General features: G+C 59.9%; 20 protein-coding genes and 6 pseudogenes. 6 read left to right on the top strand and 20 right to left on the bottom strand.

The window, feature by feature from the left end; genetic code table 11:
- Positions 1 to 47 precede the first annotated feature (47 nt).
- The 4 genes and pseudogenes from OKW41_RS24230 to OKW41_RS24215 all read right to left on the bottom strand — a co-directional run.
- Positions 48 to 659: a LysE family translocator gene (locus tag OKW41_RS24230; RefSeq protein ID WP_429574197.1), complete on the bottom strand. Its 612-nt coding sequence runs from the start codon at positions 657 to 659 to the stop codon at positions 48 to 50.
- A complete protein-coding gene (locus OKW41_RS24225) occupies positions 656 to 1,327 on the bottom strand; it encodes a B3/B4 domain-containing protein (RefSeq protein WP_429447603.1) in 672 nt (223 codons plus the stop codon). Before OKW41_RS24225 ends, OKW41_RS24230 begins: the two co-directional genes overlap by 4 nt.
- 90 nt (positions 1,328 to 1,417) lie before the next feature.
- On the bottom strand, positions 1,418 to 2,227 hold the full coding sequence (locus tag OKW41_RS24220) for an AraC family transcriptional regulator (protein WP_429574377.1): 810 nt from the start codon (positions 2,225 to 2,227) through the stop codon (positions 1,418 to 1,420).
- Between the two features lie 38 nt (positions 2,228 to 2,265).
- Positions 2,266 to 2,496 (bottom strand): annotated as a pseudogene (locus OKW41_RS24215) (transposase); the annotation flags it as partial.
- Positions 2,497 to 2,773: 277 nt separating this feature from the next.
- On the opposite strand from OKW41_RS24215, the gene OKW41_RS24210 reads away from it, so the two are divergent.
- Positions 2,774 to 3,295 (top strand): hypothetical protein, encoded by a 522-nt coding sequence (locus OKW41_RS24210; protein WP_429574196.1) that lies wholly within the window; start codon positions 2,774 to 2,776, stop codon positions 3,293 to 3,295.
- Between the two features lie 77 nt (positions 3,296 to 3,372).
- Here OKW41_RS24210 and OKW41_RS24205 read toward each other — a convergent pair.
- The 9 genes and pseudogenes from OKW41_RS24205 to OKW41_RS24165 all read right to left on the bottom strand — a co-directional run bounded on the left by OKW41_RS24205 (position 3,373) and on the right by OKW41_RS24165 (position 11,043).
- Positions 3,373 to 4,156: pseudogene (locus tag OKW41_RS24205) on the bottom strand (ABC transporter ATP-binding protein).
- Entirely contained in the window at positions 4,153 to 5,031 is an 879-nt protein-coding gene (locus OKW41_RS24200) for an ABC transporter ATP-binding protein (RefSeq protein WP_429574195.1), read from the bottom strand. Before OKW41_RS24200 ends, OKW41_RS24205 begins: the two are co-directional and overlap by 4 nt.
- Position 5,032: 1 nt before the next feature.
- The gene (gene nikC, locus OKW41_RS24195) at positions 5,033 to 5,947 is read right to left on the bottom strand and encodes a nickel transporter permease (protein WP_429574194.1); all 915 of its coding nucleotides are present in this window, start codon (positions 5,945 to 5,947) and stop codon (positions 5,033 to 5,035) included.
- A 64-nt stretch (positions 5,948 to 6,011) separates the two neighbouring features.
- Positions 6,012 to 7,082 carry an ABC transporter permease gene (locus tag OKW41_RS24190; RefSeq protein ID WP_429447614.1) on the bottom strand — a complete coding sequence of 357 codons (1,071 nt, stop codon included), beginning with the start codon at positions 7,080 to 7,082 and terminating at the stop codon, positions 6,012 to 6,014.
- Positions 7,083 to 7,137: 55 nt separating this feature from the next.
- Positions 7,138 to 8,745, bottom strand: coding sequence for an ABC transporter substrate-binding protein (locus OKW41_RS24185; RefSeq protein ID WP_429447616.1), 1,608 nt, complete (start codon positions 8,743 to 8,745; stop codon positions 7,138 to 7,140).
- A gap of 64 nt (positions 8,746 to 8,809) precedes the next feature.
- Positions 8,810 to 9,373, bottom strand: a complete 564-nt coding sequence (ddpX, locus tag OKW41_RS24180) for a D-alanyl-D-alanine dipeptidase (protein WP_429574193.1) — start codon at positions 9,371 to 9,373, stop codon at positions 8,810 to 8,812.
- A 33-nt stretch (positions 9,374 to 9,406) separates the two neighbouring features.
- Positions 9,407 to 10,294 (bottom strand): sap1 transcriptional regulator SapR, encoded by an 888-nt coding sequence (sapR, locus tag OKW41_RS24175; protein WP_429447619.1) that lies wholly within the window; start codon positions 10,292 to 10,294, stop codon positions 9,407 to 9,409.
- Between the two features lie 169 nt (positions 10,295 to 10,463).
- Positions 10,464 to 10,595, bottom strand: coding sequence for a hypothetical protein (locus OKW41_RS24170; RefSeq protein ID WP_429574192.1), 132 nt, complete (start codon positions 10,593 to 10,595; stop codon positions 10,464 to 10,466).
- Between the two features lie 118 nt (positions 10,596 to 10,713).
- Entirely contained in the window at positions 10,714 to 11,043 is a 330-nt protein-coding gene (locus OKW41_RS24165; RefSeq protein WP_429574191.1) for a trehalase family glycosidase, read from the bottom strand.
- Between the two features lie 165 nt (positions 11,044 to 11,208).
- On the opposite strand from OKW41_RS24165, the gene OKW41_RS24160 reads away from it, so the two are divergent.
- The 4 genes and pseudogenes from OKW41_RS24160 to OKW41_RS24145 all read left to right on the top strand — a co-directional run.
- Positions 11,209 to 13,011, top strand: coding sequence for a PQQ-binding-like beta-propeller repeat protein (locus tag OKW41_RS24160; protein ID WP_429574190.1), 1,803 nt, complete (start codon positions 11,209 to 11,211; stop codon positions 13,009 to 13,011).
- 377 nt (positions 13,012 to 13,388) lie between these two features.
- A pseudogene (locus tag OKW41_RS24155) lies at positions 13,389 to 13,730 on the top strand (alpha/beta fold hydrolase); the annotation flags it as partial.
- Positions 13,731 to 14,170: 440 nt separating this feature from the next.
- Positions 14,171 to 15,337 (top strand): hypothetical protein, encoded by a 1,167-nt coding sequence (locus tag OKW41_RS24150; protein WP_429574189.1) that lies wholly within the window; start codon positions 14,171 to 14,173, stop codon positions 15,335 to 15,337.
- Positions 15,338 to 15,488: 151 nt separating this feature from the next.
- Positions 15,489 to 15,630, top strand: a pseudogene (locus OKW41_RS24145) (UDP-galactopyranose mutase); the annotation flags it as partial.
- Here the strand turns inward: OKW41_RS24145 and OKW41_RS24140 are convergent.
- The 5 genes and pseudogenes from OKW41_RS24140 to OKW41_RS24120 all read right to left on the bottom strand — a co-directional run bounded on the left by OKW41_RS24140 (position 15,618) and on the right by OKW41_RS24120 (position 20,268).
- The gene (locus tag OKW41_RS24140) at positions 15,618 to 15,944 is read right to left on the bottom strand and encodes a recombinase family protein (RefSeq protein WP_187633510.1); all 327 of its coding nucleotides are present in this window, start codon (positions 15,942 to 15,944) and stop codon (positions 15,618 to 15,620) included. The pseudogene OKW41_RS24145 and the gene OKW41_RS24140 overlap by 13 nt on opposite strands.
- Positions 15,945 to 16,407: 463 nt before the next feature.
- The gene (gene glf, locus OKW41_RS24135; protein ID WP_429574188.1) at positions 16,408 to 17,520 is read right to left on the bottom strand and encodes a UDP-galactopyranose mutase; all 1,113 of its coding nucleotides are present in this window, start codon (positions 17,518 to 17,520) and stop codon (positions 16,408 to 16,410) included.
- A complete protein-coding gene (locus OKW41_RS24130) occupies positions 17,510 to 18,775 on the bottom strand; it encodes a flippase (protein WP_429574187.1) in 1,266 nt (421 codons plus the stop codon). Before OKW41_RS24130 ends, glf begins: the two co-directional genes overlap by 11 nt.
- Positions 18,776 to 18,984: 209 nt before the next feature.
- A pseudogene (locus OKW41_RS24125) lies at positions 18,985 to 19,966 on the bottom strand (glycosyltransferase family 2 protein).
- 71 nt (positions 19,967 to 20,037) lie between these two features.
- Entirely contained in the window at positions 20,038 to 20,268 is a 231-nt protein-coding gene (locus OKW41_RS24120; protein ID WP_246530000.1) for a hypothetical protein, read from the bottom strand.
- 196 nt (positions 20,269 to 20,464) lie between these two features.
- Here OKW41_RS24120 and OKW41_RS24115 point away from each other — a divergent pair, with 196 nt between their 5' ends.
- The gene (locus OKW41_RS24115) at positions 20,465 to 21,010 is read left to right on the top strand and encodes a hypothetical protein (protein WP_429574397.1); all 546 of its coding nucleotides are present in this window, start codon (positions 20,465 to 20,467) and stop codon (positions 21,008 to 21,010) included.
- Here the strand turns inward: OKW41_RS24115 and OKW41_RS24110 are convergent.
- Both OKW41_RS24110 and OKW41_RS24105 read right to left on the bottom strand, forming a co-directional pair.
- Positions 20,944 to 21,663: pseudogene (locus OKW41_RS24110) on the bottom strand (galactose oxidase early set domain-containing protein). The gene OKW41_RS24115 and the pseudogene OKW41_RS24110 sit on opposite strands and share 67 nt — an antisense overlap.
- 382 nt (positions 21,664 to 22,045) lie before the next feature.
- The gene (locus tag OKW41_RS24105) at positions 22,046 to 23,575 is read right to left on the bottom strand and encodes a class I adenylate-forming enzyme family protein (protein ID WP_429574186.1); all 1,530 of its coding nucleotides are present in this window, start codon (positions 23,573 to 23,575) and stop codon (positions 22,046 to 22,048) included.
- Between the last annotated feature and the right edge of the window lie 5 nt (positions 23,576 to 23,580).

Below are 23,580 nucleotides of genomic sequence, written 5' to 3'. Positions count from 1 at the left end.
CCGATGCCCGATGATGCTCAAATGCTGACGCACTGCCGGGAAGGGGCCTATCGCGACACAAGGGCCAGCTTGACCCCGACTGCGACGAACGCCGCGGCGAAGCTCCGGCGCATCCACTTGAGAACTCGCGGTCGCGAAAGGATTCGGTCACGAACACTCGCCGCAAATACTCCATATGCCCCGAATACGACGAACGTCATCGTCATGAAGACGAGCGACAATTCCAGCATACGAAACCCGGGCCGGGTTTCGCCGCGATCAATGAATTGCGGCAGAAACGCAAAGAAGAAGATCGACAATTTTGGGTTGAGTATATTTGCCAGGATCGCGTGCGAGATCACTGCCCCATCAGAGTGCTCGGGGTCGTGCAACTCGATCTTCAATGGTCCATCTTCCTCGAGCGTCTTCCACGCCATATAGAGTAGGTACCCTACGCCCGCATACCTGATCGCTTCGAACGCGACGGCGCTCGCATGCAGGAGCGCAGCCAGACCGGTGATCGCCACCGCCATATGGGGCAGGATGCCCAGTGTGCAGCCCAATGCTGCGACAACCGAAGCACGCGCCCCACGCGACAAACCTGCGGCCAGAGTAATGAGAGTACCTGTTCCGGGCGAAGCTACGATGATCAGCGAAGTGAGCAGAAATCCGACGTTCATCCCGCACGCAGCTCCAACACAGATGCAGAAGGCCAAAGCTCAGAGACCGTCGCTCGAAGCGTCAAGATTAGCCGCGCGACGTCTGCGTGTGCGGTTTCGTGCGTGGCTTCGGCAATGACGAGCGCAGTCATGGTCCTTTCTCTCACCGCCGAAAAGCCGCTCTGACGGTTCGTCCATCGCCGCGCGTGGGCGCGATGACTATCGTCGGCGAAGATAACCTCGCCCACGTCCGGATACTCCAAATCACCCGCGAACGTCTCAAACGTCTCCGTACCTAGCGCGGGTCGCACCTGAAGATCGCCAGTCACCCTGTCGAGGTCTATGGCAGCTATCGGAATGGCGAAAGCCATCGACATGGCGTTGCACAGGTCGACCAGCGGATGAACCGAGGGCAGGTCTCCCGTTTGACGCAACCGGCGAAGCAGCGCCTCCGAGGCGCAGCGATATTGCGTTGGCTTCAGGCCCATCTTTGCGAAAGTTCGCCGCCACGCCCGGATTTCCGGCAAATCGCTTTCCATTGCAGGCGCAATGCGCTGCCTGGCGAGGGTGACGAGTTCAGTGACCGGATTTGATATTGGCGCGACAGGCCCCAACTCGTCCAGAAGAAGCAAGCCTGTTGCAAGTTCCGGGAAGTCGCGATGAATAGAAGGTGCATAGGAGAACTGCAAGATCGTACCTCGCGTCAGGAAAAGAGATTCTGTCTCGATTCTCAGCCTCCGTTTTCCGATCGTCTTGAATGAAATTGCACGCCTGCGCGGTCAGCCAACCACCTTCGCGTACGCACCCGGCGTCACGCCCAAACTGCGGACAAACAACCTCGTCATGTGACTTTGATCGGAGAAACCGCTCTGCGCGGCCGCATCGGCGAGCCGCGTGCCGCAACGGATCAGTTGCCGCGCTCGATGAATGCGGCGCTGCAGGATGTAGGCATGGGGCGTGAGGCCGGTCGCTCTCGCGAAACTTCGCAGAAACTGATAGCGGCTCAACCCGGCTTCGTCTGCCAGTGCGGTGAGCGTCAGAATCGCCAGGGGATCGTCATCGATCAAGGCACGCGCTGAAGCGATTCCAATCGGAACGGATCGCTGCCTGGGGGATCCGGGCTGCAGCAAGCTACCCAGCACGAGTAGCAAGGTCTCGTCCGCCTTGAGTCCGTGCGGGTCTACAATGCTGCTGGTCATTGCCCGGAAGAGCTGATCAAATTGGCCTGCAATGCGCTTGTCGCTGACTTTGGGTTGAGTGAACTCGCAAGCCATTCCTCCCCGTCCTTCGGTGATGTCAATGGCTAGTTCAGCAACGATCGGAGGGTCCAGGTACAGCATTCGCCATGAGCGCCCGCCGTCGCCGATCGGTGCCCCGTCATGCACTTCACCAGGGTTGACAGTGATCACGTCGCCCGCACCGGCTTCGACGAGACCACGGCCGCTCGCCGATTTCTGCGCGCCGCGCTCGATCAGACCCACACCGAATTGCTCATGGGTATGGCGCCCAAAGACGAGTGTCGTGTTCGCCTCCACGGCTTCGATGCCGCTTCGCCGGCAGTTCGACAGTCTGAATCCAGTGCCTTTCATTTCTTTCATGTCCTCCGGGGTGCCTATCGATTAAATGGTTCACATAGCCGTCGCTCGGACCGGACGCCGAAGCAGTAACCCACAATCAGCATGCGGATCATGAACTCAGGGTCGATCGATGGACGACCCATTGAGCTATAGAACGGTGCGAGGTGCTGGCGCAGATCTCGAAGGTCAAGGAAGCGATCGATGCCTCTCAACAGGTGCGATTGCGGGACGTGGTCGTCGAGGTTGAAAGAGTAGAAGAGCTTGTCCTGTCCGCTATCCAGTCGACCCATCATGACGATTCACCCCCGTCGCTTGATGTTTCCCAGGATACCCAACATTTCGCCTCTACAGCGACTTTTTCAACAGAATCGGCCGGTTGTACGCATTCAGCCCCCTTCATCGGAAGCCGCCGGCTCGGTCGATCTGCGAGAGCTGCAGGCGTTTCAGTTCATCTGCTGGCTGGCGTGGGGGCCGAGCATTCCGATTTGCACGCGCTCGCGGTGGCGAGGAAAAGTCGGGTTTCAGTTCGGTTACGGCGACGAGAATGACTCGATTCCGTTGTTCAAGTCAGAAAATGACGACGGCTCGTGGGCCGTTCAATATCTGAATCGGTCCGTCAACAAGCACTCGGAGAACGGTGCCAGCCCGCTGGCGTTCCAGGCCTCGGTGACCGGGCAGTTGCGGTGGGACTCGCACGACGCGATCCTGCCCGATGCCCAGCGTCACCATTCGAATGCCGACGGCAAGCGCGGGCGGCTGCTGCTCGAATGCCTGCATGGGCCCGTCCAGCCGCGACCGGACGGCGTGGCATCGACTCACCGCTATTTCTCGGCCTACGTGTGGGTCCTGTTCGTGATCTGCGACAAAAAAGGTGACGCGGTCTGGCCGCGCGCCCCGAGGGCGAGCCCGGTCCACGCGGGGAGCGAGGCGCAGGTTTGGCGTGGGCTGCTGCCGTTCTTCGGGCATGCGAATAGCGACAACGGCGACAACTACCCGCTACTCAAGAAACAGGTCGCAAGAAAGGCGCTGGCCGTGTCGCCGACGTTTGCGGCGACAAGCGGTGGGACGCCGTTGCGCTGAAGCGGCGTTCCTGGTGACTGTTGAACGTGCTCAGTTCGCGAATACGCACGGCGACGAAACCTCGCCGCTACTGACATTTATGACAGCGCGTCCGCTCCGTCTACCGCGACCGACTTGCGCCGGTAGCCCGTGGTCGCGAGCAGCAGGCTGCGCGTGTATTCGTGCTCGACCTGCTGCGCGCGAATGGATGCGATATCGCGTTGCTCGACAATCTCACCATTACGCATGACCGCGACGCGCGAGCAGAGAAAGCCCACCACCGCCAGATTGTGGCTCACCAGCATCATTGTCAAATTGCGTTCGCGATGAAGCCGTCGCAGCAGGTTGAGGAGTTTCGGCCTGCACGGACACATCGAGCGCGGACGTCGGCTCATCGAGCAGCAGCACGCGCGGTTCGACAATCAGCGCCCGTGCAATCGCGACGCGCTGCCGCTGCCCCCCCGACAACTGATGCGGATAGCGGAAACGATACGACGGACCCAAGCCGACTTCGCGCAGCGCATCGACAATGCGTTCTTCCTGCCCGCCGATGCCGTTGATGGTCAGCGGCTCGCGCAAGGTCTGATCGATCGTGAAGCGCGGATGCAGCGAGCCGTACGGGTCCTGAAACACCATCTGCACGTCGCGTCGGAAGGAGCGGTCGAGTTTTTCTCCCAGCACGTGCGAACCGATTTTCATACGGCCGCCGGCGACGGGCGCGAGACCGGTCAACGCGCGCAGGATCGTCGACTTGCCGGAACCGGATTCGCCGACCAGCCCGAACACCTCACCTTCGCCGACATGAAAGCTCGCTTCGCGCACTGCGTCGAAGTGACCGGTCCTGGTTTTAAAGCGTACCGTCAAAGCGTCGACATCGATCATGCTGATTCTCCTGCCGGTTGTGTGAGCCATGCCGCGTCCCGCTTCAGCACGGGCAGTTGCTCGGGCGGATCGATAAGCGGTGGATTCGCCGCGAGCAGGGCACGCGTATAGGGATGCTCGGCGTGGACGAGATCGCGCGCCGCGCAGGTTTCCACGACACGTCCCGCGAACATCACGACGACGCGGTCGCAGAACGACATGACGAGGGGCAGGTCGTGGCTGATAAAAATAAGGCCGGTGTCATGCTTTTCGATCATCTCGTCGAGAATCCCGAGCACCTGCATCGAGACGAGCACGTCGAGCGCGCTGGTGGGTTCATCGGCGATCAGCAGACGCGGCCCGGACGACACCATCATGGCGATCATCACGCGCTGCCCCATGCCACCCGACAACTCGTGCGGGTAGGAATCGGCGACACGCTCCGGATTGCGGATATGCACCGCTGCCAGCGCCTCGATGATCTTCTCGCGTATCTCGCGGCGGCCGAACTTCGGTCCGTGCAGTTCGAACGCTTCGCGCATTTGCTGCGCGACGGTCATCACCGGGTTCAGTGAGTATTTCGGATCTTGCAGGATCATGCCCATCTGCTGGCCGCACAGTTGCCGGCGCTTGCGCACCGGCATGGCAAGCAGATCCTGACCGTCGAACTTCATCGCCTTCGCATGACATTGCGCCTCGGGCGGCAGCAGGCCGAGCAGCGCACGCCCGGTCAGCGACTTGCCGGAACCGGATTCGCCGACGATGCCAAGCCGCTCGCCGCGCTGCAGCGTCAGCGAAAGGCCACGCACCGCCTCGGTCAATTCGCCGCCATGACCGCGAAAGCCGATTCGCAGGTCGTCGATTTCACACAAAGGATGGGCCATATAGACTGGCATGTCAGCCTCCATGGCGTGGATCGAAGACGTCCCGCAGACCGTCGCCGAGCAGGTTGAAGGCGAGACTCACCAGCAGAATGGCGAAGCCGGGAATAGTGGCCACCCACCACGAATCGAGCAGCACGTTGCGGCCCGACGCGACCATGAAACCCCACTCGGGGCTGGGCGGTTGCGCGCCGAGGCCAAGGAACCCGAGGCCCGCGACAGTGAGAATGATGCCGGCCATATCGAGGGTCGCGCGCACGATCACCGACGACGAGCAGAGCGGCATGATATAGAGCAGGAGGATGCGCTTCCGCGAGGCGCCCTGCAAGCGCGCGACGTGAATGAAATCGGCTTGCACGAGCCGCAGCGTTTCCGCCCGCGCGAGGCGGGCATAGGCCGGCCACGCCGTAATCGAAATGGCGATCACCGCGTTGATCACACCGGGCCCCAGCGCGGCCGCGAAAGCGAGCGCGAGCACGATCTTCGGAAAGGCGAGCGCCACGTCGGTGATCCGCATCAGCACGTTGTCCACCCAGCCGCCGAAGAAGCCGGCGGTGGTGCCGATCAAAAGCCCCACCGGAACCACGATCACCACGACGAGAATCGCAATCGAGAGCGTGAGGCGTGAGCCGTAGATCAGACGCGAGAGGATGTCCCGGCCAAGCTGGTCGGTGCCGCACCAGTGCGATGGCGAACCCGGCGGCAGCAGGCGGTCGGAGAGGACTTGCTGCAGCGGATCGTGCGGTGCGATCAGCGGCCCGATCGCCGCGATGATGATCAGCAAGGCCAGAATCACGAGGCCGAAGGACGACAGCGGATTGCCCGCGAAGCGTCGCCAGCGCCGGTAAGCGAGGCCGAGCGCGGCCTGCATGCGTGACGCGGGCGTGTCGCTCAGCAGCCAGTCTTTCCATCGTCGGGGCGCGGCATTCATCGGCCAGTCCTGTGTTTGCATAGATTCATCGGTAGGGGGAAGCACGAAAGAGACCTCTGCAGTGTCAGCGGGCGCGTGGATCGAACACGCGATAGAGCGCGTCGGTCAACAGGTTGAGCGCGATGAACGTGACGCCGATCACGAGCGTGCTGCCGAGCACGGCGTTCATATCGGCGTTCAGGAGGGCGCCCGTCAGATACGAACCGATACCGGGCCAGGCGAAGACGATTTCGGTCAGCACCGAGCCTTCGAGCAGATAGCTGTACGTGAGTGCGATCACGGTCAGAAGCGGCACGGCGATATTGCCGAACGCGTGGCGCCAGATCACCCGGCGCTCGGGCAAGCCTTTCGCGCGCGCCGTGGTGATGTACTCCTGGCTGAGTTGATCGAGCATGAACGAACGCGTCATGCGGCTCAGATAGGCGACCGAGTAGTAGCCGAGAATGGCCGCGGGCAGCGAGATATGCGAGAACGCATTGAAGAACACGTCCCATTCGCCGGCGATGAGCGAGTCGATCAGCAGGCTGCCCGTGCGCGTATCGACCATGCCGTCGAATACCGGATCGACGCGTCCCGGCCCCGCCACCCAATGCAGCTTCGCGTAGAACAGCAGGAGGCCCATCAGCCCGAGCCAGAACACCGGGACCGAACTGCCGACGAGGCCGACGAAGCGCGCGACGTGATCGATCCAACGGTTGTGGCGCACGGCGGCGATCACGCCCAGCGGCACGCCGATCAGCACGCCGATGATGGTCGACAGGGTTGCGAGTTCGAGCGTCGCGGGAAACACCCGCTGGATGTCTTCGATCACAGGATGCGCGGTCAGCAGCGACATGCCGAAATTGCCATGCAGCACATCGCGCACATAGATCAGGAACTGCACTGCGAGCGGCGCGTCGAGCCCGAGTTGAAGACGCGCCGCCGCGTAGGCTGCGGCTGACGCGCGATCGCCGAGAATCGCCAGCACCGGATCGATCGGTATTTTGCGGCCGATCACGAACGTGACCGCCAGCAACCCGGCGAAGGTGATCACGAGCGTGATGATCCAGCGCACGAGGCGCAAGGTCCAGCGCACGCTGGGGCTTTCAACCGAAAGCGCGCGCATGCGCTCGAAAGTCGTGAGGGGAGTGGACATGGTGAGTTCCTCGGTCGAAGGCGAAGCCCGGACAGTCTCGCCTTCGCCGCAAACGTTACTGCTTCTTCAGATCACGATACGACACGAGGTCGTTGATCGGACCCACCTCGAGACCCGTCACGCCCGGTCGCGCGGCCACCTGCGAGACCTGCTGGAACATGATCACGAAGGGGGAGTTCGCGAGCACCTGCTTCTGCATGGTCTGGTACAGCTCGGCGCGCTTCGCTGACGACGATTCGGCGAGCGCTGCGTTGGTTTCCTTCGTCAGGCCGGGGATGTCCCATGAATTGCGCCACGCGAGCATCTTATAGGCCGACTTGTCGGAATTGTCGGGATTCCAGGTGAATCCTTGGGCATTGCTGTGCGGGTCGATGTAATCGGCCGACCATTCGCCGATATAAATGTCGTGCGAGCGCGAGCGGTACTTAGCGAGCGTCTGCTTGTTGTCGCCGGGGATGATCTGAACCTTGATGCCGCCCTGGGCAAGATTGGCCTGCACTGCCTCGGCGATTTCGCTGTAGGGGTAGCCGTTACGCACGTCCATCGTCACGGAAAAGCCGTTCGGAAGCCCGGCTTTTGCCAGCAGTGCCTTGGCCTTGGCGACGTTCTGCTGGTAGGGGTCGGTGTTCAGCGCGCCGAGGAAACCTTCGGGGAGGAAGGTTTCGTGCACCTTGTAGGTGGTTTTCGCGACGTTGCTCTGAATACCGTTGTAGTCGATCAGCCACTTCATCGCTTGCTGGACTTCCGGTTTGGCCAGATTCGGATTCTTGACGTTCAGGCCGAGGTACAGAAGCGTCGCTTGCGGCACCGCGCTCACATGCGCCTTGCCGGACTTCGTCAGGGCGACGAGATCATCCGGACTCAGGTTGCGCGCCACATCGACGTCGCCGTTCTCGAGCAGCAGGCGCTGGCTCGATGCTTCCGGCACGTGACGCAACACGATACGCTTCATCGCGAGCGGTAAGCGATAACCGTCGAAGCGCTGCAGTACGATGCTGTCGTTGGCGGTCCATTTGACGAGCTTGTAGGCGCCGGAGCCGGCCTCGTTGGTGCGCAGCCAGTCGTTGCCGAAATCATTGCCTTTCTGGTGCGTGAGCAGCAACTGCTTGTCCACCACCGATGCAGGCCACGCGCCGAGTACGTTCAGGACGAACGTCGGCGCGTATTTCTGGTCAGTCGTCACACTGACGGTTGTGTCGTCAACCTTGTTCACGTTGGCCAGCACGTTGTCTTTGGTCAAACCGATGCCTTGCAGCACGGCCGCCGCGCCTTTGTCGAGCAGGACGGTGCGCTGGATCGACCACGCGACGTCGTCGGCGCTCAACGGGTTGCCCGAGTGGAACTTGAGACCCGGACGGATCTTGAACGTGAAGGTCAGGCCGTCGGGGCTCACGGTCCATGATTGCGCGACATCGCCGTTGAATTTCGACGGGTCTTTCAGATCGACCCGCACCAGCCGGTCATAGGTATTCGCCACATATTCTTCCGGCACCAGTTCGTAGACTTCGCCCGGATCGAGCGTGGTGAATTCGTCGAGGAACGTGGCCATGACGAACATGTCTTTCGGCGTCGCCGCCGCAGCGGGGCCGGCGGCTGTGAACGACAAGGTCAAGGCGGAGGCGATCGCCGCCGCCGTCAGTGCATTGCGCAATACCAGTTTCATTGCCGCTCCATAAGGAATGGGATAGAGCCTGTCAGGGAACAACGGATGGAGAAATCGAACGCCACTACATGAGACGCAACGGACCGCTTTCGCTGTTATCGATCAACGGCAGCGCGCGGGAGGCAGGCAACTCGTAATGCCACCATTCGCTCTTGATGTGGATGAAGCCGGCGGCGTGCATGATGCCGAGCAGTAACAGGCGGTTGCGCTGCACATGCGCGGGCAGGCCGGTATGGAAGTGTTCGGACTCGATCGTCATGGCGTCGAAGCCCGTGCCCATGTCGAGTTCGTTGCCGTCGGCGTCGAGCAGCGTCAGATCGATCGCCGTGCCGCGGCTATGGTTCGAACCACGGCCAAGCTCAGCGATGTAGGTGGGGTCGGGCAGAAAATCCCACAGCACCTGTTGCGCCTGGGGCGGACGGTACGCATCGAAAATCCGCACGGTCAGGCCGGCGTTGCGGGCAATCTCCACTGCCTTGCGCAAAGCGGCTTCGGCGGGTTCGAGCAGCAGGCAGTGAGCTTCCTTGTAGATGGGCTTGCCTGTCAGGTTGCGCTCGGTGGCATAGATGAGGTCGATGTCCACGCCATGCGTGGCGGCGGTGATTTCGATGAGTCGCGGTTGTGTCATGGCGGGCGCGTTGAGATGCCGGATGTGAGAGGTTTAGAGATCGAACTGGTTGAATTCGCCTTGCAGCTCGCGATTGCGTGCGACGCGTTCGTCGATCGTGGACCCCAGTTGTGCAACGATCGCGGTAATCAGCAGGTTGAACAGACAGCTGAGTGGCGCCAGCGAGTCCCAGAACTGGCCGACATCGGTTTTGACCTGCAACAGGTCGCAATCGAATTCACGAGCCCACGGGCAATAGATGTCGGTGACCAGTGAAAACGGCACGCCACGATGCGCCGCGGCTTCACAGTAGCGGCGCGCGATCATCGAGTAGGCGCGCGTGTCGGTAATGACGAGGTACGGTGCGGCAAACTCCGAGTTCAGCGAATCGACGTATGAGCCGGACATCCCGTCGGAGTAGAACACGCGCGCACGGATGTATTCGAGGTAGCTGTAGAACGCGTTGCTGATGCCGCGCGTCGACTGGATGCCGAGGATATACACGGCGTCCGCATAGGAGATGCGCTCCGCGATGCGGGCGAACATGGGCGATAGCGCCAACTGGTACACATGCTGGATCGCGTCGATTTCGAGTTGCAGCGAGCGGGTCAGGGCGCCGGTTTGGACGTTTTCGCCGTGGTGCGGGGTGTTGGCGAACTGCCCGAACACACGCCGGTATTCGTCGAGCCGGTCGGTAATCATCCACGGGCGCCCCTGCGCGCCGCGCAGTTCGCGCTTGAGGTCGTCGAGATTGCGATAGCCGACGCTGCGCAGGAAACGCCCCACGGAAATTCCGCTGGTGGCCGTTTGCTGCGCAATCTGATCAGCCGTTTCGAGGCCTAGTCGCTCGAGATTCGCCAGCATATAACTGGCAATGCGCTGGGACGTGGGAGTGAGGTCGGCAAAGTGGGCCTCGACGGTCTGTGCGAAAGCGGTCGGCATGTCAGCGCGTGTGGATTTAGTTAGTTACCTGTCATTTATTTCGTCAATGACATACATCTAACAAAGCCAATAAAGTCAGCGCCAGCTTAAAAAGTCAATTGGATGCCGCTGTCCGATAGTTTTGGGCGCGACTTCCGCTCACGGTGCTCCGCGCGCTGGTTTGATGCCGCTATTCGATGCAGTTCGCAAACACGCATACGCCAAGATTGCGCTGCCAGTGCGCGGTGGCTTCGTCGGCCGTCGTGGCCTGCGCTTGCGGCGGCAGCGGTTCCGCCGATGGGACGTCGAGCTTGCGATTCATCTTTGGGAGTTTCCAGGTTGACTAGAAGCCGGTCGAGCTATCGAAAGCATCGTAACGGCGTGCGGTGCCATCAGGCAGTCAACCCGTCATCCTGGTATCGCTAATACCTCCTCCATAACTAATGGCCCGCGCGCGACGTACTGTGCGACGTCTGCGGCGCGGCCGCCGTCGATGCCGCCGCATCCGATACCCCGACCGCACCGCCCGGCAGATCGGCCCGCTTCGTCGAACTCACCGCATCCGGATAGAGTTGCATCAGCACGCGCAGCACGCCATTGGTCCAGCCGAAACCGTCCTGTAACGGATACTCGCCGCCGCCCGCGGACTTGTCGCTCGCGTCGCCGCCGAAGCGGGTGTTTATTGCCCCCATTTCTTTAAAAGCGCTAGCGACTAGCGCTCTGGACGGGGTCGCCGGGTGTGCCGATCTGCTTCCAGCGAAATCGCGCATTCGGATGAAGCAGCCGAACGGTGTGTGAGCCTTGCATTACTCAATAGTGACAATTCTTTGTCCGCCAGATCGTAGTCCCTAGCGGACATTTCTTGCGCTTGATTTTTGATGGCCTAGGAGTAACCTCACGTTATGCTAATAGCAATATTTCCAAGAGGTGGCTACATGAATAACGCACACAACGTTATCGGTGCTTCTCGGCTCGTTGCAGCTTTGATCCTCGCCGGCATGGCGGCCTCGGGCGCACAAGCGCAAAGTTCGAACGCGGCACCGGCTGCGGCATCTGCGCCGGGTCTTGCAACAGCCGCTCAGGCGTCGTCAAACGCACTGAACCCATTCCCTCATGGCAGGCACCCGTCTGGCGTCGGACCGAAAGTGCCGCCAGCCTTCGCCCTCGATGGATCGGACGTAGACAAACAGAACGGCGGAGACAAGATCAATCCGAATAATTTCCGCGACGATACCGGGCCGGCGGTGGATACGCCGTACCAAGCTCCCGAACCAGCGACTAAAGCTACATTGAGCCGGACACCAGGGGCCGTCGCCGCGCCAACCTTTACGACGACCGACTGGCCGACGTTTGGCATGAACAGGCAGCGGACTGGGTATAACTCAGTCGAGACGGTGCTCACCCCGACCAACGTGACGGAGAGGACGTTGAAACTGCACTGGGAGTCACCTCCCCTGGACGGTGCCATCCTGACTCAGCCGGTACTGGCTACCGGGGTGATAATCAACGGGATGCCGACCGATATCGTCTATGTTGCGACAGAGGGGAACACTACATGGGCACTGAATGCCGCGAACGGGGCGGTCATTTGGAAAAGCGCCCCTATCCCTCAAGCTATCTTGACGTCGAACTGCACCGGGCTGTTCCAAGGCAAGATCGGGGTGCAGGGCACGCCCGTCATCGACCATGCCAACAACCGGATTTTCGTTGTGAGCGGGCGAGGCTACCTGCATGCGTACAACCTCCAGACCGGCGTGGATCTCCCGGGCTTCAACCTGCCACTTCTAGACGCAGCCAACGCTTCTCCAAGAACGATGGTCTATGGCGGCTTGACGCTCAGTCCCGATAGTTCGTCGATATACGTGGCGACAGCCGGCGACCCCTGCGATACGGAGCCGTACCATGGACAGGTCGTCCGCGCGTCCACCACCAACCCAGCTGCGATTCTGGCACGCTGGTACCCAGACGGCGCAAGCGGGCCAGACGGGGGCGGTATATGGGGTGCGGGAGGCGTATCGATTCCGCCTGATGGGACGGTCGTCTATGCACTCACGGGCAACGCATTCGCCAATCCGGAAAATGCCGCGTTCGCGGAGCACGTCGTGAAGCTCACGCCGGACAAGCTGGCGGTAGCCGCGTCGAACTCGCCGCTTTCTCCGCCCAGCACGGACTCCGACTTCGGCGCTACAGCATTGCTCTTCCAGCGTCCCACCTGCCCGACGATGCTCGCGGCCTACAACAAGTCCGGCAACCTCTTCATTTATAACCGAGCCACTATTCAGCAGCAGGGCCCCATTGAAAAGTTGACGATTTCCCTCAGTTCAGTCGAGGGCAGCAACATAGGCCTTCCTGTATTCGACCCGGTGCTAAATCGGCTTTACGTCGTGTCCCCTAGCGGTTCGGGGAGCAACAACTTATACCAACATGGGGTCATTGCACTGTCGATCGACAGCAACTGTACTGTGAACCCCAAACCCGTGTGGCAGGCGCAAGTCGGCTTGAACAGATCCTCGTTCAACCCGGCTATCCCGCCCGTCGCCGCAAATGGTGTGGTGTATTACGCAGACGGTTTGGGCAACGACTTTTACGCATTGGATGCAGCGACCGGGACCGTACTCTTCCACCGCCAATACACGCCAGTTCAAACCGGCGAGGGTAACTTCGCGTCGCCGATGGTCGTGAACGGGCAAGTCTTCGTCGCTGGTAGCGACCACGTGGTTCATGCCTATGGCCTCTGACTGCTAAATTCGTTAGGAATACGGTACCTTTTTCGCAAGAGTAACCACTCTGCCCTTATTGCGCGCAGTGATTCGCAGTATCGCGCCGCTGCGCGCGTCCTGCGGACACATCGCAATTCGATGTCGTCGACGCAGGCATTGCCGCGAGCGCTTCACGACATCGCGAATCTTTTTTAATAGTTGATAGCAGCGCGTTCCTTCGCGCTCGGGTCCTTTATTCACAGTGCCCTGACATCGAGTTCGACGAGCCTATCGTCTTAGCTCACTTTGTGGCTGCCATGAAAATGGAAGAAATATTTCGATGTACCAATAACAGCGTCGCAGATTTGACTGCACTCCTTAAAAATCAGATTGAAAAGATAATTTCTCCAACCGATACCGGTGGGACCAGCACGTTCGTTCCCCAGCCGACAGAAGGGATCAAGCTACTGAATTTCGTTTATCGAGAGCCCACGCTGGAAAACGTCAAACGCATGATGAATGTGTTTGTTTATGATCCTTCGGCACTGACCGATGACCTGCTGCAACAGCGTGTCAATAACTTGCAAGCCAACAAGCACCACGTCGAAAACTGGGTGGCGAGTATGGCAGCAAACCCCAGGCAGTTCACAGACTACCAACTGCGATTGTCGGAGATCAAGGCGCCGACACTGATCGTCTGGGGTAGAGAAGATCGATTTTTGCCCTTTGACATCGGGTTGCGTCTGCTATCCGGATTGCAGGAGGGGTCGCCGGCCCGAAGCGTGGGTAGCATCACGGGTAGGAGGCGGTCGGGAACGGTTGAGGTGGCACATGGCGACGCTTTCCGGGCGGCAGTCGGCGTTTGCTGCCATCCGCCATGATGGTTTGGCGGATTTTAGCGCACTGAAATGTCCGATAATTCATAAAACGTCCTCCCCGCAGTTGATTGGCTTAGAACAGCGACGCGCTATGGAATACGGCTTCACTTCATCTTCGCTTGTACTATGATGAACCGGTGTGTTCCGTCCTGTCTCTTGAGTAGTCGCGATCGGTGCTGCGACCGGAGGCGCGGTTATTAGCATCGGCACCGTTGGTGTTGGCATATTCGTGATGCACGTGATGCCAGGTTCGGTGCCTTCCGATATTCGCATGTATGTTCCTTGGGCAATGTGCTCGTCGCTACCTACGAAGGAGTAGCATGACTGCATCCGGTTCTAACGTGGCATCGAGGCGAGTCGCCATTCTGGTCCTGCTCTGTCGCGACTACGCAGCGCTCGAACTCACCCTCGCCAGTCACATGGCGTACCGGCCAACAGGCGTCGAGTTCATCCTGCTTCAGAACTGCCGGGGCGGCTATGACGCGGAGCGCACGCTTGCCGTCGCGCGGCGCTACGCAAGACTTTTTCCGGGCATCGTTCGGGTCGTCGACGACATTCCGCCTGGCCCACCCTATCGCACGATCAAAAAACTACTCTCGCAACCGGCGCTCGCCGAAATCGACTTGATCTGCAAGGTGGACGACGACGCGTTCCCGATCGCCGGCGACTGGCTCGACAAGATGCTCGCCACGTACGACGCGGCGGAAAATGAAAGCGCGAACGAGCTTGCCTACGTCACCCCGCTGATCAACAACAACAACTGGGGCTTCCCTGAGGTGATGCGTGTGATGAACCTGGAGCGCGAGTACTTCACGAGCCAGGCGCATCCCCATTTCGTCGGAGCCGACGGGGACAAGCGCTTTCCGATGCGAATCATCCCTGCGGAGCAGATCGAGATCGGCACCAATGGCACGATATGGGGCTATCCGCACATCGCGCGCTGGCTGCATGAACGGACCACGCTTCAGCCTGATGCTTTCATCGCTGCCACGCGGGACCTCGAACCTTGCGAAGTGCCGTCAGAATCGCGCTATTCGATCGGCTGCATTCTTTTTCGCAAGCGGTTATGGGACATGATCGACGACGGTGGGCAAGACGACGAGCACATGATGCATGTCTACTGTGCGCGGAACCGGTTGCGAATCGTCTGTGCGCGCAGCGTGCCATTCGTGCACATCGCGTACTTCTCCCAGCGCGAGGAGAACCGCGATATCGTCGATGCCGCTCGCGCGCTTTACGACGCGAGGCTTGGCCATCCCTTCCCGATTGCACTCTACGCGGACCGTGAACGCGATATCGAAGCACGGCTGCGCTGGCTCGAAGATCACCCGCCGCAGGCCACCAAGGGGACGCTTGAAGCGTCGAAGCGTGTGAGCCGCGCGATCTATCGGCGAGTGCGCGCGCTGTTGAAAAACGGTCGCCGAGCGTGGTATGTCGTGACTGGCAAGCGCGATGCGACGAGCGGCCGACGCTCTCCGTCGCCATGACGATGCGCAAGATCCATCCCCGGATCTTCTATTGCTTCGTGAGAAGCCTCGATAGCCGCTGACCCTGCGAAATGCGCCATCTGGCACATAACGCAGAGCGCGCTGCTATCTATCGAATCGAGTGCGCACTGCGCTTGTTCATGGCGGTGACTCTGGTGCCGTCAACTATCCGAAACGATCACGAATACACGAGGATTACGGAGTTCAAGTACCTCACCGGGCAGCAGCATCAGGGAACCTCGATCGTCAGGGAGTATCCGCGAGCCGAAGGCGAGTCGTACTATCCGATTCCACTCTGGCGGCTCAGGCGGTCAAGGTTTTCGACGATCAGCGTATCGCCGGGTACGACGTCACCGGCCTTGATACGCTCGATGAACGCGCCGAGCGCGCCGCCTTTCTTTACGTGCTCGCCCTTGTGAGCGGACTTGCCGCGGTCCTCCATGCGTAAAGAGCGATCGAGTATCAGGCCGTGCTGCTTGGCCCACGCTTCCGCGTAGGCATCCTGCCGCGCGATCGAGCTACCGTCTGCCTGCTGTGAACTCGAAAAACGGGCGCATGTATAGATTCGTGGCGTGTTGCTTATCGCGCTTTGCGCTTTCGTTGACATGGTTCATCTATCCTGTGGCGTATTAGGGTCTGTTTACATATGGAACGCACGTGCGTTGCCGCGAGAAGGGCCGCTCGCAAGGACTGCGACGCCGCGAATACTCGACGTATTCGCAAGGAGCATGACGCAGCGAGCGGCCCTTCTCGCGGCAACCCCATTGCCTGGATTTCATTCCAGGGGAATGCCCGCTATCGGCCGCATGGCGGCGTCGCGCGTCGCTCACGTGGCGCGGCCACGCAGCGCTCCTTACTCCTTGCCCTGCGCCCCGAAGGAAGTCCCCTTGGGGGACGGCCGATAGCGGGCATTCGCACGTGCGTTCCATATGTAAACAGACCCTAGCTATATTCAGCAAATCTATTCGCGGCAATCGAGCTTCGTCGAACTCATCGCGTCCGGATTTCCGAACTCCCTATGCGATGCTCCGAATCTTCCAGTCAGTCCCAGGAAAGCTCTCAGGTGCCCGCTAGCACTCGCTGATTGCTGCGCCCTGGATGAGCCCTTCCGCAGCTTTAAGCGCCGCACCAACGACCTGGTCCATGTTGTAGTAGCGATACTGCGCGAGCCTGCCCACAAAAGTAATATCGGCAACTGTCTCCGCAAGCGCGTTGTAGCGCAGGAACAATGCCTCGTTTTCCTTGCGTGGAATCGGGTAGTACGGCTCACCTTCGGCTCGCGGATACTCCCTGACGATCGAGGTGCCCGGATGCTGCTGCCCGCTGAGGTGCTTGAACTCCGTAATCCTCGTGTATTCGTGATCGTTCGGATAGTTGACGGTACCTGTCGTCTGAAAGCGCTCCACGCCGCTCAGATGCTGGTGCTGAAAATCCAGGCTGCGGTACGGCAGCTTGCCGAAGCGATAGCCGAAATACGCGTCAATCCGTCCTGTGTACACAAGGTGTCCGCATTCGATACTCGCTTTCACCTCGTTATAGTCGGTCGACAGACGTACCTCGATGTCCGGACTGCCAAGCATCCTTTCGAACATCGCGGTGTAGCCTTGCGCCGGCATGAATTGATACGTATCGGTGAAGTACCGCTCGTCGTCGTTCGAACGTGTCGGGATTCGCGCAGCGACACCCGCGGACAGTTCAGAAAGATCGAGTCCCCATTGCTTGCGCGTATAGCCACGGAAAAACTTCTCGCACAGATCGCGGCCAACGCTGCTGAGCACCGCGTCTTCGCTGGTGGAGACGGTTCCTCGCGCTTCACGTACCGACTCGAGAAACGCCACGGTGGCCTGCTCGTTCAGGTCGAGGCCATATAACGTGTTGATCGTCGTGCGATTAATCGGTATTGGATAGAGGCCCCCGTCTACATAGGCCTTTACGCGATGCTCGTAGAAGCGCCAATCGGTAAAAGCCGACAGGTATTCGAATATCCGCTTGCTGTTGGTATGAAAGATATGCGGACCGTACGGATGGATCAGCACGCCGTTCTCATCGTGCCGGTCGTAGGCGTTGCCGCCTATATGATTCCGTTTGTCGACGACGAGCACGCGTTTTCCGCTTGCCGCGAGGCGTTCGGCACAGACCGCGCCCGCAAAGCCGGCGCCTACGATAAGGAAGTCATATTTCATCTGTGCGCACCCTCGTTTGGAAAGCCGGAACCTTGCATTTGATCAGGTAAAGCGCCATCGAGGCCGTGACGAGAAACTCGGTGGCCAGCGCTGACATTGCCGCGCCCTGAGCGCCGTGAAACCATACAAGCGGCACGAGGATGGCAAGATTGAACAGGCCGGCGACGATCAGGATCTCGCTGACCTTCTTCTTCATGCCGAGCGGCAGCATCAGCTGAACGCCGAATACACCGCTCAGCCCGATGAGCAGTGGCATCGGCGCCATCCACTTCAGGACGATCACGGCCGGTTCGTACCCGGAGCCCATCGCGATACGAACGATCAACTCGGCGCCGCCCCACAGCGCGACCGAAGCCAGCAACATGGACGAGCCCGCCAGGTAAAACATCTTGCGCACCAGCGCAAACGCCTTGGCGGAGTCTTCGGAAAAGAGCGCCGTCACGCGCGGGTACACCGCGTTGGCGACCGGTCCGAGCGGCGCCTGGGCGAGGTTGCGGATCTTGTCGGCGACGCCAAAGAAGCCGACAGCGGTGTTTCCGGCAAGAAATCCAAGCACCACGCTATTGGTGGTGGTGTACAAACTGATCGCTGCCGTGGAAATGAACGTGTGCCAGCCGTCACGAAGCGTCTCCAGGATCTCCGCCTTGCCCGGCACCATCGCGACAATCATCCGGTCTTTTACGATCAGGAACGAGGCGACGAGTCCGGCAGCAACCACGCTCATCGAGCTGATCAGCGAGGCGATCCACGTGTCGGCCGGCGAGTGCACCAGGACGAACGTGAGCGGAAGCAGCAGCAGCCGCGCGCTCAGCATCGAAACGGTAGTCAGCGTCATCTGCTCCAGGCCCTGGAACAGCCACTGCGGAAACAGCACCGTTCCGATCACGACCGGATAGGTCGCCAGCAGAACCGGCAGCAATTCGCGCAGTCTTGCCACGAACAACGCCGCTAACAGCAGCATCGCGAGGCAGACCACCGCGATCAGCGCCTTGGCGCCTTGCGTCGCCCAGAAGATCTTCGACACCGCGTACCGGTCATTCTGGACCCGTGCGACGTGAGCAGTCGATGACCAGTTGAAACCGTAGTCGGTCAGCAGTACGAGGTAGCCAATGATGGCTTGTGCGAAGATGTATGCGCCAAAGTGTTCCGGGCGCAGCACGCGCAACAGGTAGGGAACGGTTGCAAGCGGCAGCAGCATGTTAGCCGCCTGCAGGATGGTCAGCGCGATGATGTTCTGTCGGAGTGGATTCGCCATGGTTAGACCGTTTTCAATACTTCGATGAAAGTTCAGGACAAGCGCGGCATAAGCATAAGTCCATCATATATGTCATACGCACAGGGTCACCAGATATCGTCGTCAGTAGGCGCGGCCCGTTGGGGTACGCAAACGCCGTGCCTTTCAGAGGTTAAACGGATACTTCCAACGCGCTCTGCGTTATGTGCCAGATGGCGCATTTCGCAGGATCAGTGATGATTGAAGCGTCTCACGAAGCAATAGAAGATCCACGGATGGATCTTGAGCATGGTCATGACGACGGACAACTTCGGCCGCCCGTCGGCATATATGCCGAGCAGGTGCTTCACGCGCAGTTTTCTTCGAAACGCTGTATAGAATCGGGCTCGCGAGTTGGTAGCTCGGCGCGGTGGTGGCCGCTTGAAACGCGATCGCGCGGTATCCGAAGACGTATTTGAGCCGGAAGAAGAGACGCTTGTAGTCGGGAATCGGGAGGGCCGCGGTACGCTTTTCAACACGGTCCATGATGACAAAAAGATCGACGACATGCGGGTTGAAGCGTCTCGAGATTGCCGATTCGCGGAACATGTATGAGTAAAGGCTGTCCGGAATGAGCCGCACGATTTTCGCGGTGGCGAGCGTCTGCACCGACACGCAAAGGTCCTCGTAGATGAGACCACACGGATGGTCGGCTGCGACGAAGATCGAACGGCGCACGAGTTTGTTCCAGCAAAAAGCTTGCAGCTTCAGTTCCATAATTTTCTGGACGGCTTCCACGCCGGTGATGATGCAGTCGCCGGAGTCGATGCGATCGTTGACGGCGCCATCGGGGCTGACGTGTTCGGCGGCGAAAATGACGACATCGGCGTCGTGCTGGTCGGCTTCGCGCAGCACGGTGCGAATGGGATCGCGATGGACGTGGTCGTCGCTGTCAACGCAGAGCACGTACTCGCCCCGCGCTTCCGATGCGGCGATTTTTCGCGTTTCAGCGAGCCCTTTATTGTCGGTGTTTCTGATCAACTTCCACGGAATGCGATCCTGTTGTGCGAGAAGGCGGGCGGCGATTTCACCTGAGCGATCGGGGCTGCTGTCGTCGACGGCGGTGATTTCGAAATCAGTGCAGGTTTGTGACAGCAGGGAATCCAGACAGTCTTCGATATAGTCCTCGACCTCGTAGACCGGCAGCAGAACGCTGATTCTCGGCGCGGACATGGACAGGCTCCTGGAAGCTTCGGTTTCTCCGGGCCAAGCGATGCCCGTTGTTTTGCTCTGCAACTCTGACCTCAATCTTCGTCACCATCGTTGCCGTCAAGGCCGTAGCGCCGTTTGTCCCGGCAATCCCAGCGGTGACGACCTGGGAGTCCGGTGATCTTGCGGATCCTGAAACCATCGGCGACATACAGCGCTCCGTCACGCCCGAACGCGAGCCCCCTTGGACCCGACAGCATCGCCTGAACCGCGAGACCGCCGTCACCTGCGTAGCCCGCCGCACCAACCATGCACGAATGGGACATCTCATGACACACACCCTTGGATCTGTCCTGACGCAAGTAGTCGACGGAATGATCCGTCGACGCCCGTAGCGGGCGATCAGCCGGAAGGCAAAGTTTGAATATAGTCCTTGGCGCGAGGGCATTTGAAACACTGACCCGAAGCGCTGAAGATCTGGCGCGTTTGTTCGAGTGTATGCGTCATCCAGTTCAATGAGCCATGCGAGAAAACTTCACATGTCCAGCGGGCGAAGCCCTACCGGGCGGTGACAAAGCTCCAAAGCGCTGCGCATTCTGTATCGCTGAACGTGTATTGCGGCATCGCTTTCTTCAGCACGATTCCTGTCGGATCGACGCCGACATTCAGGACACGGCAGAACGAGCCCAAATCGTCACGACTCGGCGGGCCGCCGCGTCGGCGGGTATCGCTGAGCAGATACTGGCTTGTCAACGGGGGCGCAAAAGACGCTGCGTTGTCCGCGTGGCCGTGGCAATTGATACACCCGACCGCATTGTCAGGCAGCGTACGATTGTCGTCGCGCAAGTGCGCGACCAGCGCGTGCTGCCCGCTAAAGATCTCACGTCCCAGTTCGATGGATCGGGACGAATCGACGCCATTTGCCGCGGGTTCGACCGCAACCAGAAATATGGCCGCCACCACGTATATCTTGAAGGCGGCCCGATTCGAGGCGCGCGTCATCAATGGATTCGAATCGTGGTCGAGACGCTCGGTACGCCGTTCGCGTCGAGCGCGAATAACATGTAATAGCCGGGCACGGCGACTCCGGAATCGCCCGGAATCTGCAGCTCATACTGGCCTGGCTTTTTGCTCGCGCCAAAGCTTAACGGAACACGTCGCTGCTCGTTGTTGAGCGAATGCGTTGCCGACGATAGGCGCATCATCGAAAAAGCGCCACGACGACTTCGCCGTCGGGTAAGGCAACGCTGTTGGCATACGCGCGCTGATAATTCATTGGCGCTACCGTGCGCGTGCTCGCCCCTCCGTTGCTGATATCGATCAATGTTGCGTTCGACGTCGCGTAGTCGTTTCCGTAGTTAGGCGCACCACCGACCGAGGATTCTGCGGACGTCATACATGACCGCGTTGCCGGTCATCGCGTCATTGTCAGCCCCTCGATTGACCGGCGCCGATATGCTGCCGGTGCCCGCGGTGTTAATCTCCGCCATAGCGAGCCCGGGAATCCCGAGTCTGGGAATGCCCGGGATGTATCCAGCACCATCCACCCCTGGCGGAAAAGGTCCTCCGAGGCCGAAAACCGGAAAGCCAGTCCCGTGCACCAACTGGAGCTTTTCGTCGGTGGTCATCTGGGAGACGAGTGCGGCGGCCCGCTGATCGGCGACCGTGTCAGAATCAGTTGGCGCGTTGATGTCGTCGCCGCTGTCGCATGCAGCGATCATAAGGGCGACAGCGCACGCGACTGCCGTCGCGACGCAGGGGAAAAGCAGCCTCTTCTTCATTGTCGTCTCACTCCAGTTTATGTCCGATTCCGAAATATATGGCCTGCATCCGTCCGGTCCTTTTCTCAATCGACACGACCGTTCACCCGCTGGCCGGCCGGATCATCCGGTCACGGCAGGATCGATTCAAACCGCCAGAATTTGCACGAAAAGTACGACAACCCCTTGATAAGGATTGCAAGGCTAGGTGGTCCAGGGCGTCGCTCGCCGAGGTGCACCCGACGAGCGTGCAGCACTGCTTGTCGTCGCCCTGGCGCAGCAATAATGTGCATCCGCTTGCCAGTCTGTCCGACTAATGGCGATCGGCTTTTCAATCATTGTGTCATCGCGTTCGCTTGCTGATTCCGAGCCATTCGTCGCGCAGTCTGTTTTTTAGTATTTTTCCTACTCCAGATAGCGGCAGTGGCTCGGTGCGGATGTCATATCCGCGTGGCACCTTGTAGCCTGCAATGTGGGCTCTGCAGTGGGCGTCCAGTTCGGCGGGGGTTGCAACGGAGCCGGGTTTGATGACGATAACGGCATGCACTCGCTCACCCCAACGCTCATCGGGCACCCCGATCACTGCGCATTGGCTGACCGCCGGGTGCATGCTCAAGGTCTTCTCGACTTCGGCGCTATAGATGTTCTCGCCGCCGCTAATGATCATGTCCTTAATGCGATCTGCAACAAAGAGAAACCCTTCTTCGTCCATGTACCCCGCGTCACCCGACCGCAACCAACCATCCTTGATCGTGTCCGACGTTCTCTCTGGGTCCCGCCAGTAGCCCCGCATGACGGCAGGGCCGCGGATCTGGATCTCGCCTACAGTCCCGGTCTCGCAGAGGCAGCCCTGCTCATCGACGATCCGTATCTCGAAGCTTGACGTCGGTTGTCCGACTGACGTCAATTTCCCTGCTTTCGGACCGCTCGTTGAATGCCACTCCGGTAACAGGCATGTGCATGCGCCGCTGCACTCTGTCATGCCGTAGAACTGTTGAATTCGCACGTTTCGAAAAGCATTGAGTACCCGACCTAGCAACTCTTGCGAAATGGGTGCTGTGCCATAAGAGATGGTTCGGACCCGCCTGAGCAAGCTATAGTCACGCTCCGGTGCGTCAAGAAGCATTGAAAGCATGGTCGGCACGAGCTGAAGGTGCGTTATGCCGTCAGTGCGCAAGCGCGAAAAGACCTCGGCAGCACTGAAATGCGACAGGAAACTGTGGGCCCCTGCAGCCAGGGTTACGCCAAGACCAATGCCAAAGTCGGCAAGGTGGAATAGCGGCGTCGTATGAAGGTAGACCGTCTCACTGTCATGGTGCAGGTCGCGCTGCATGTTTGATGCCGCGAATGCCAAGTTCGAATGAGTCAGTTCTACGCCTTTGGGAAGGCCCGTTGTGCCACCGGTATAGAAGATGCACGCGAGTTCATCTAAGGCCACCTGGGCGTCGTCAATCGGTGAGGCGGCAAGCATGTCGCTGCGGCGATCTTCGTCCACGACGATAACGCTGCGGAGCGATCCCACAGCCTCACGGGTGCGCTCAGCCGTCGCGCGAAAGCTATCGTCGGTAAGAAGAAAGCGAGCTTCGGAATGTTCGAGGATATAACGCAGTTCGTCGTAGGCGAGGCGGGTATTCAGCGGTACCAATACGCCGCCGCCCCACCACACCGCAAGCATCAATTCAAAGTAGAGCGGTGAATTCAACGCGAGCGTTGCTACGCGGTCGCCGGGCCGTAGTCCCGCAGCGTTAAGTGCGGAAGCGAGTGATGCGATTCTCCTGGGCATTTCGCGCCAGGTCGTTCTTTCGGTACCACTGATAATGGCCCATCCATCCGGCCGTACAGTTGCGGCACGGCGGATTGCGACAGTAAGCATGAGCG

This window comes from Paraburkholderia sp. UCT70, assembly GCF_050434085.1.
GTDB lineage: Bacteria > Pseudomonadota > Gammaproteobacteria > Burkholderiales > Burkholderiaceae > Paraburkholderia > Paraburkholderia tuberum.
The sequence above is the reverse complement of the archived record's forward strand: the minus strand, read 5'-3'. Positions and strand labels throughout refer to the sequence as shown.

What these genes read in the sequence shown, in the direction of transcription:
- OKW41_RS24230 (WP_429574197.1), bottom strand. Translation starts at nt 659, where the DNA reads ATGAACGTCGGATTTCTGCTCACTTCGCTGATCATCGTAGCTTCGCCC.
- OKW41_RS24220 (WP_429574377.1), bottom strand. Translation starts at nt 2,227, where the DNA reads ATGAAAGGCACTGGATTCAGACTGTCGAACTGCCGGCGAAGCGGCATC.
- OKW41_RS24200 (WP_429574195.1), bottom strand. Translation starts at nt 5,031, where the DNA reads ATGCCAGTCTATATGGCCCATCCTTTGTGTGAAATCGACGACCTGCGA.
- nikC (WP_429574194.1), bottom strand. Translation starts at nt 5,947, where the DNA reads ATGAATGCCGCGCCCCGACGATGGAAAGACTGGCTGCTGAGCGACACG.
- OKW41_RS24190 (WP_429447614.1), bottom strand. Translation starts at nt 7,082, where the DNA reads ATGTCCACTCCCCTCACGACTTTCGAGCGCATGCGCGCGCTTTCGGTT.
- OKW41_RS24185 (WP_429447616.1), bottom strand. Translation starts at nt 8,745, where the DNA reads ATGAAACTGGTATTGCGCAATGCACTGACGGCGGCGGCGATCGCCTCC.
- ddpX (WP_429574193.1), bottom strand. Translation starts at nt 9,373, where the DNA reads ATGACACAACCGCGACTCATCGAAATCACCGCCGCCACGCATGGCGTG.
- sapR (WP_429447619.1), bottom strand. Translation starts at nt 10,294, where the DNA reads ATGCCGACCGCTTTCGCACAGACCGTCGAGGCCCACTTTGCCGACCTC.
- OKW41_RS24170 (WP_429574192.1), bottom strand. Translation starts at nt 10,595, where the DNA reads ATGAATCGCAAGCTCGACGTCCCATCGGCGGAACCGCTGCCGCCGCAA.
- OKW41_RS24165 (WP_429574191.1), bottom strand. Translation starts at nt 11,043, where the DNA reads ATGCGCGATTTCGCTGGAAGCAGATCGGCACACCCGGCGACCCCGTCC.
- OKW41_RS24160 (WP_429574190.1), top strand. Translation starts at nt 11,209, where the DNA reads ATGAATAACGCACACAACGTTATCGGTGCTTCTCGGCTCGTTGCAGCT.
- OKW41_RS24150 (WP_429574189.1), top strand. Translation starts at nt 14,171, where the DNA reads ATGACTGCATCCGGTTCTAACGTGGCATCGAGGCGAGTCGCCATTCTG.
- OKW41_RS24140 (WP_187633510.1), bottom strand. Translation starts at nt 15,944, where the DNA reads ATGTCAACGAAAGCGCAAAGCGCGATAAGCAACACGCCACGAATCTAT.
- glf (WP_429574188.1), bottom strand. Translation starts at nt 17,520, where the DNA reads ATGAAATATGACTTCCTTATCGTAGGCGCCGGCTTTGCGGGCGCGGTC.
- OKW41_RS24130 (WP_429574187.1), bottom strand. Translation starts at nt 18,775, where the DNA reads ATGGCGAATCCACTCCGACAGAACATCATCGCGCTGACCATCCTGCAG.
- OKW41_RS24120 (WP_246530000.1), bottom strand. Translation starts at nt 20,268, where the DNA reads ATGTCCCATTCGTGCATGGTTGGTGCGGCGGGCTACGCAGGTGACGGC.
- OKW41_RS24115 (WP_429574397.1), top strand. Translation starts at nt 20,465, where the DNA reads ATGCGAGAAAACTTCACATGTCCAGCGGGCGAAGCCCTACCGGGCGGT.
- OKW41_RS24105 (WP_429574186.1), bottom strand. Translation starts at nt 23,575, where the DNA reads ATGCTTACTGTCGCAATCCGCCGTGCCGCAACTGTACGGCCGGATGGA.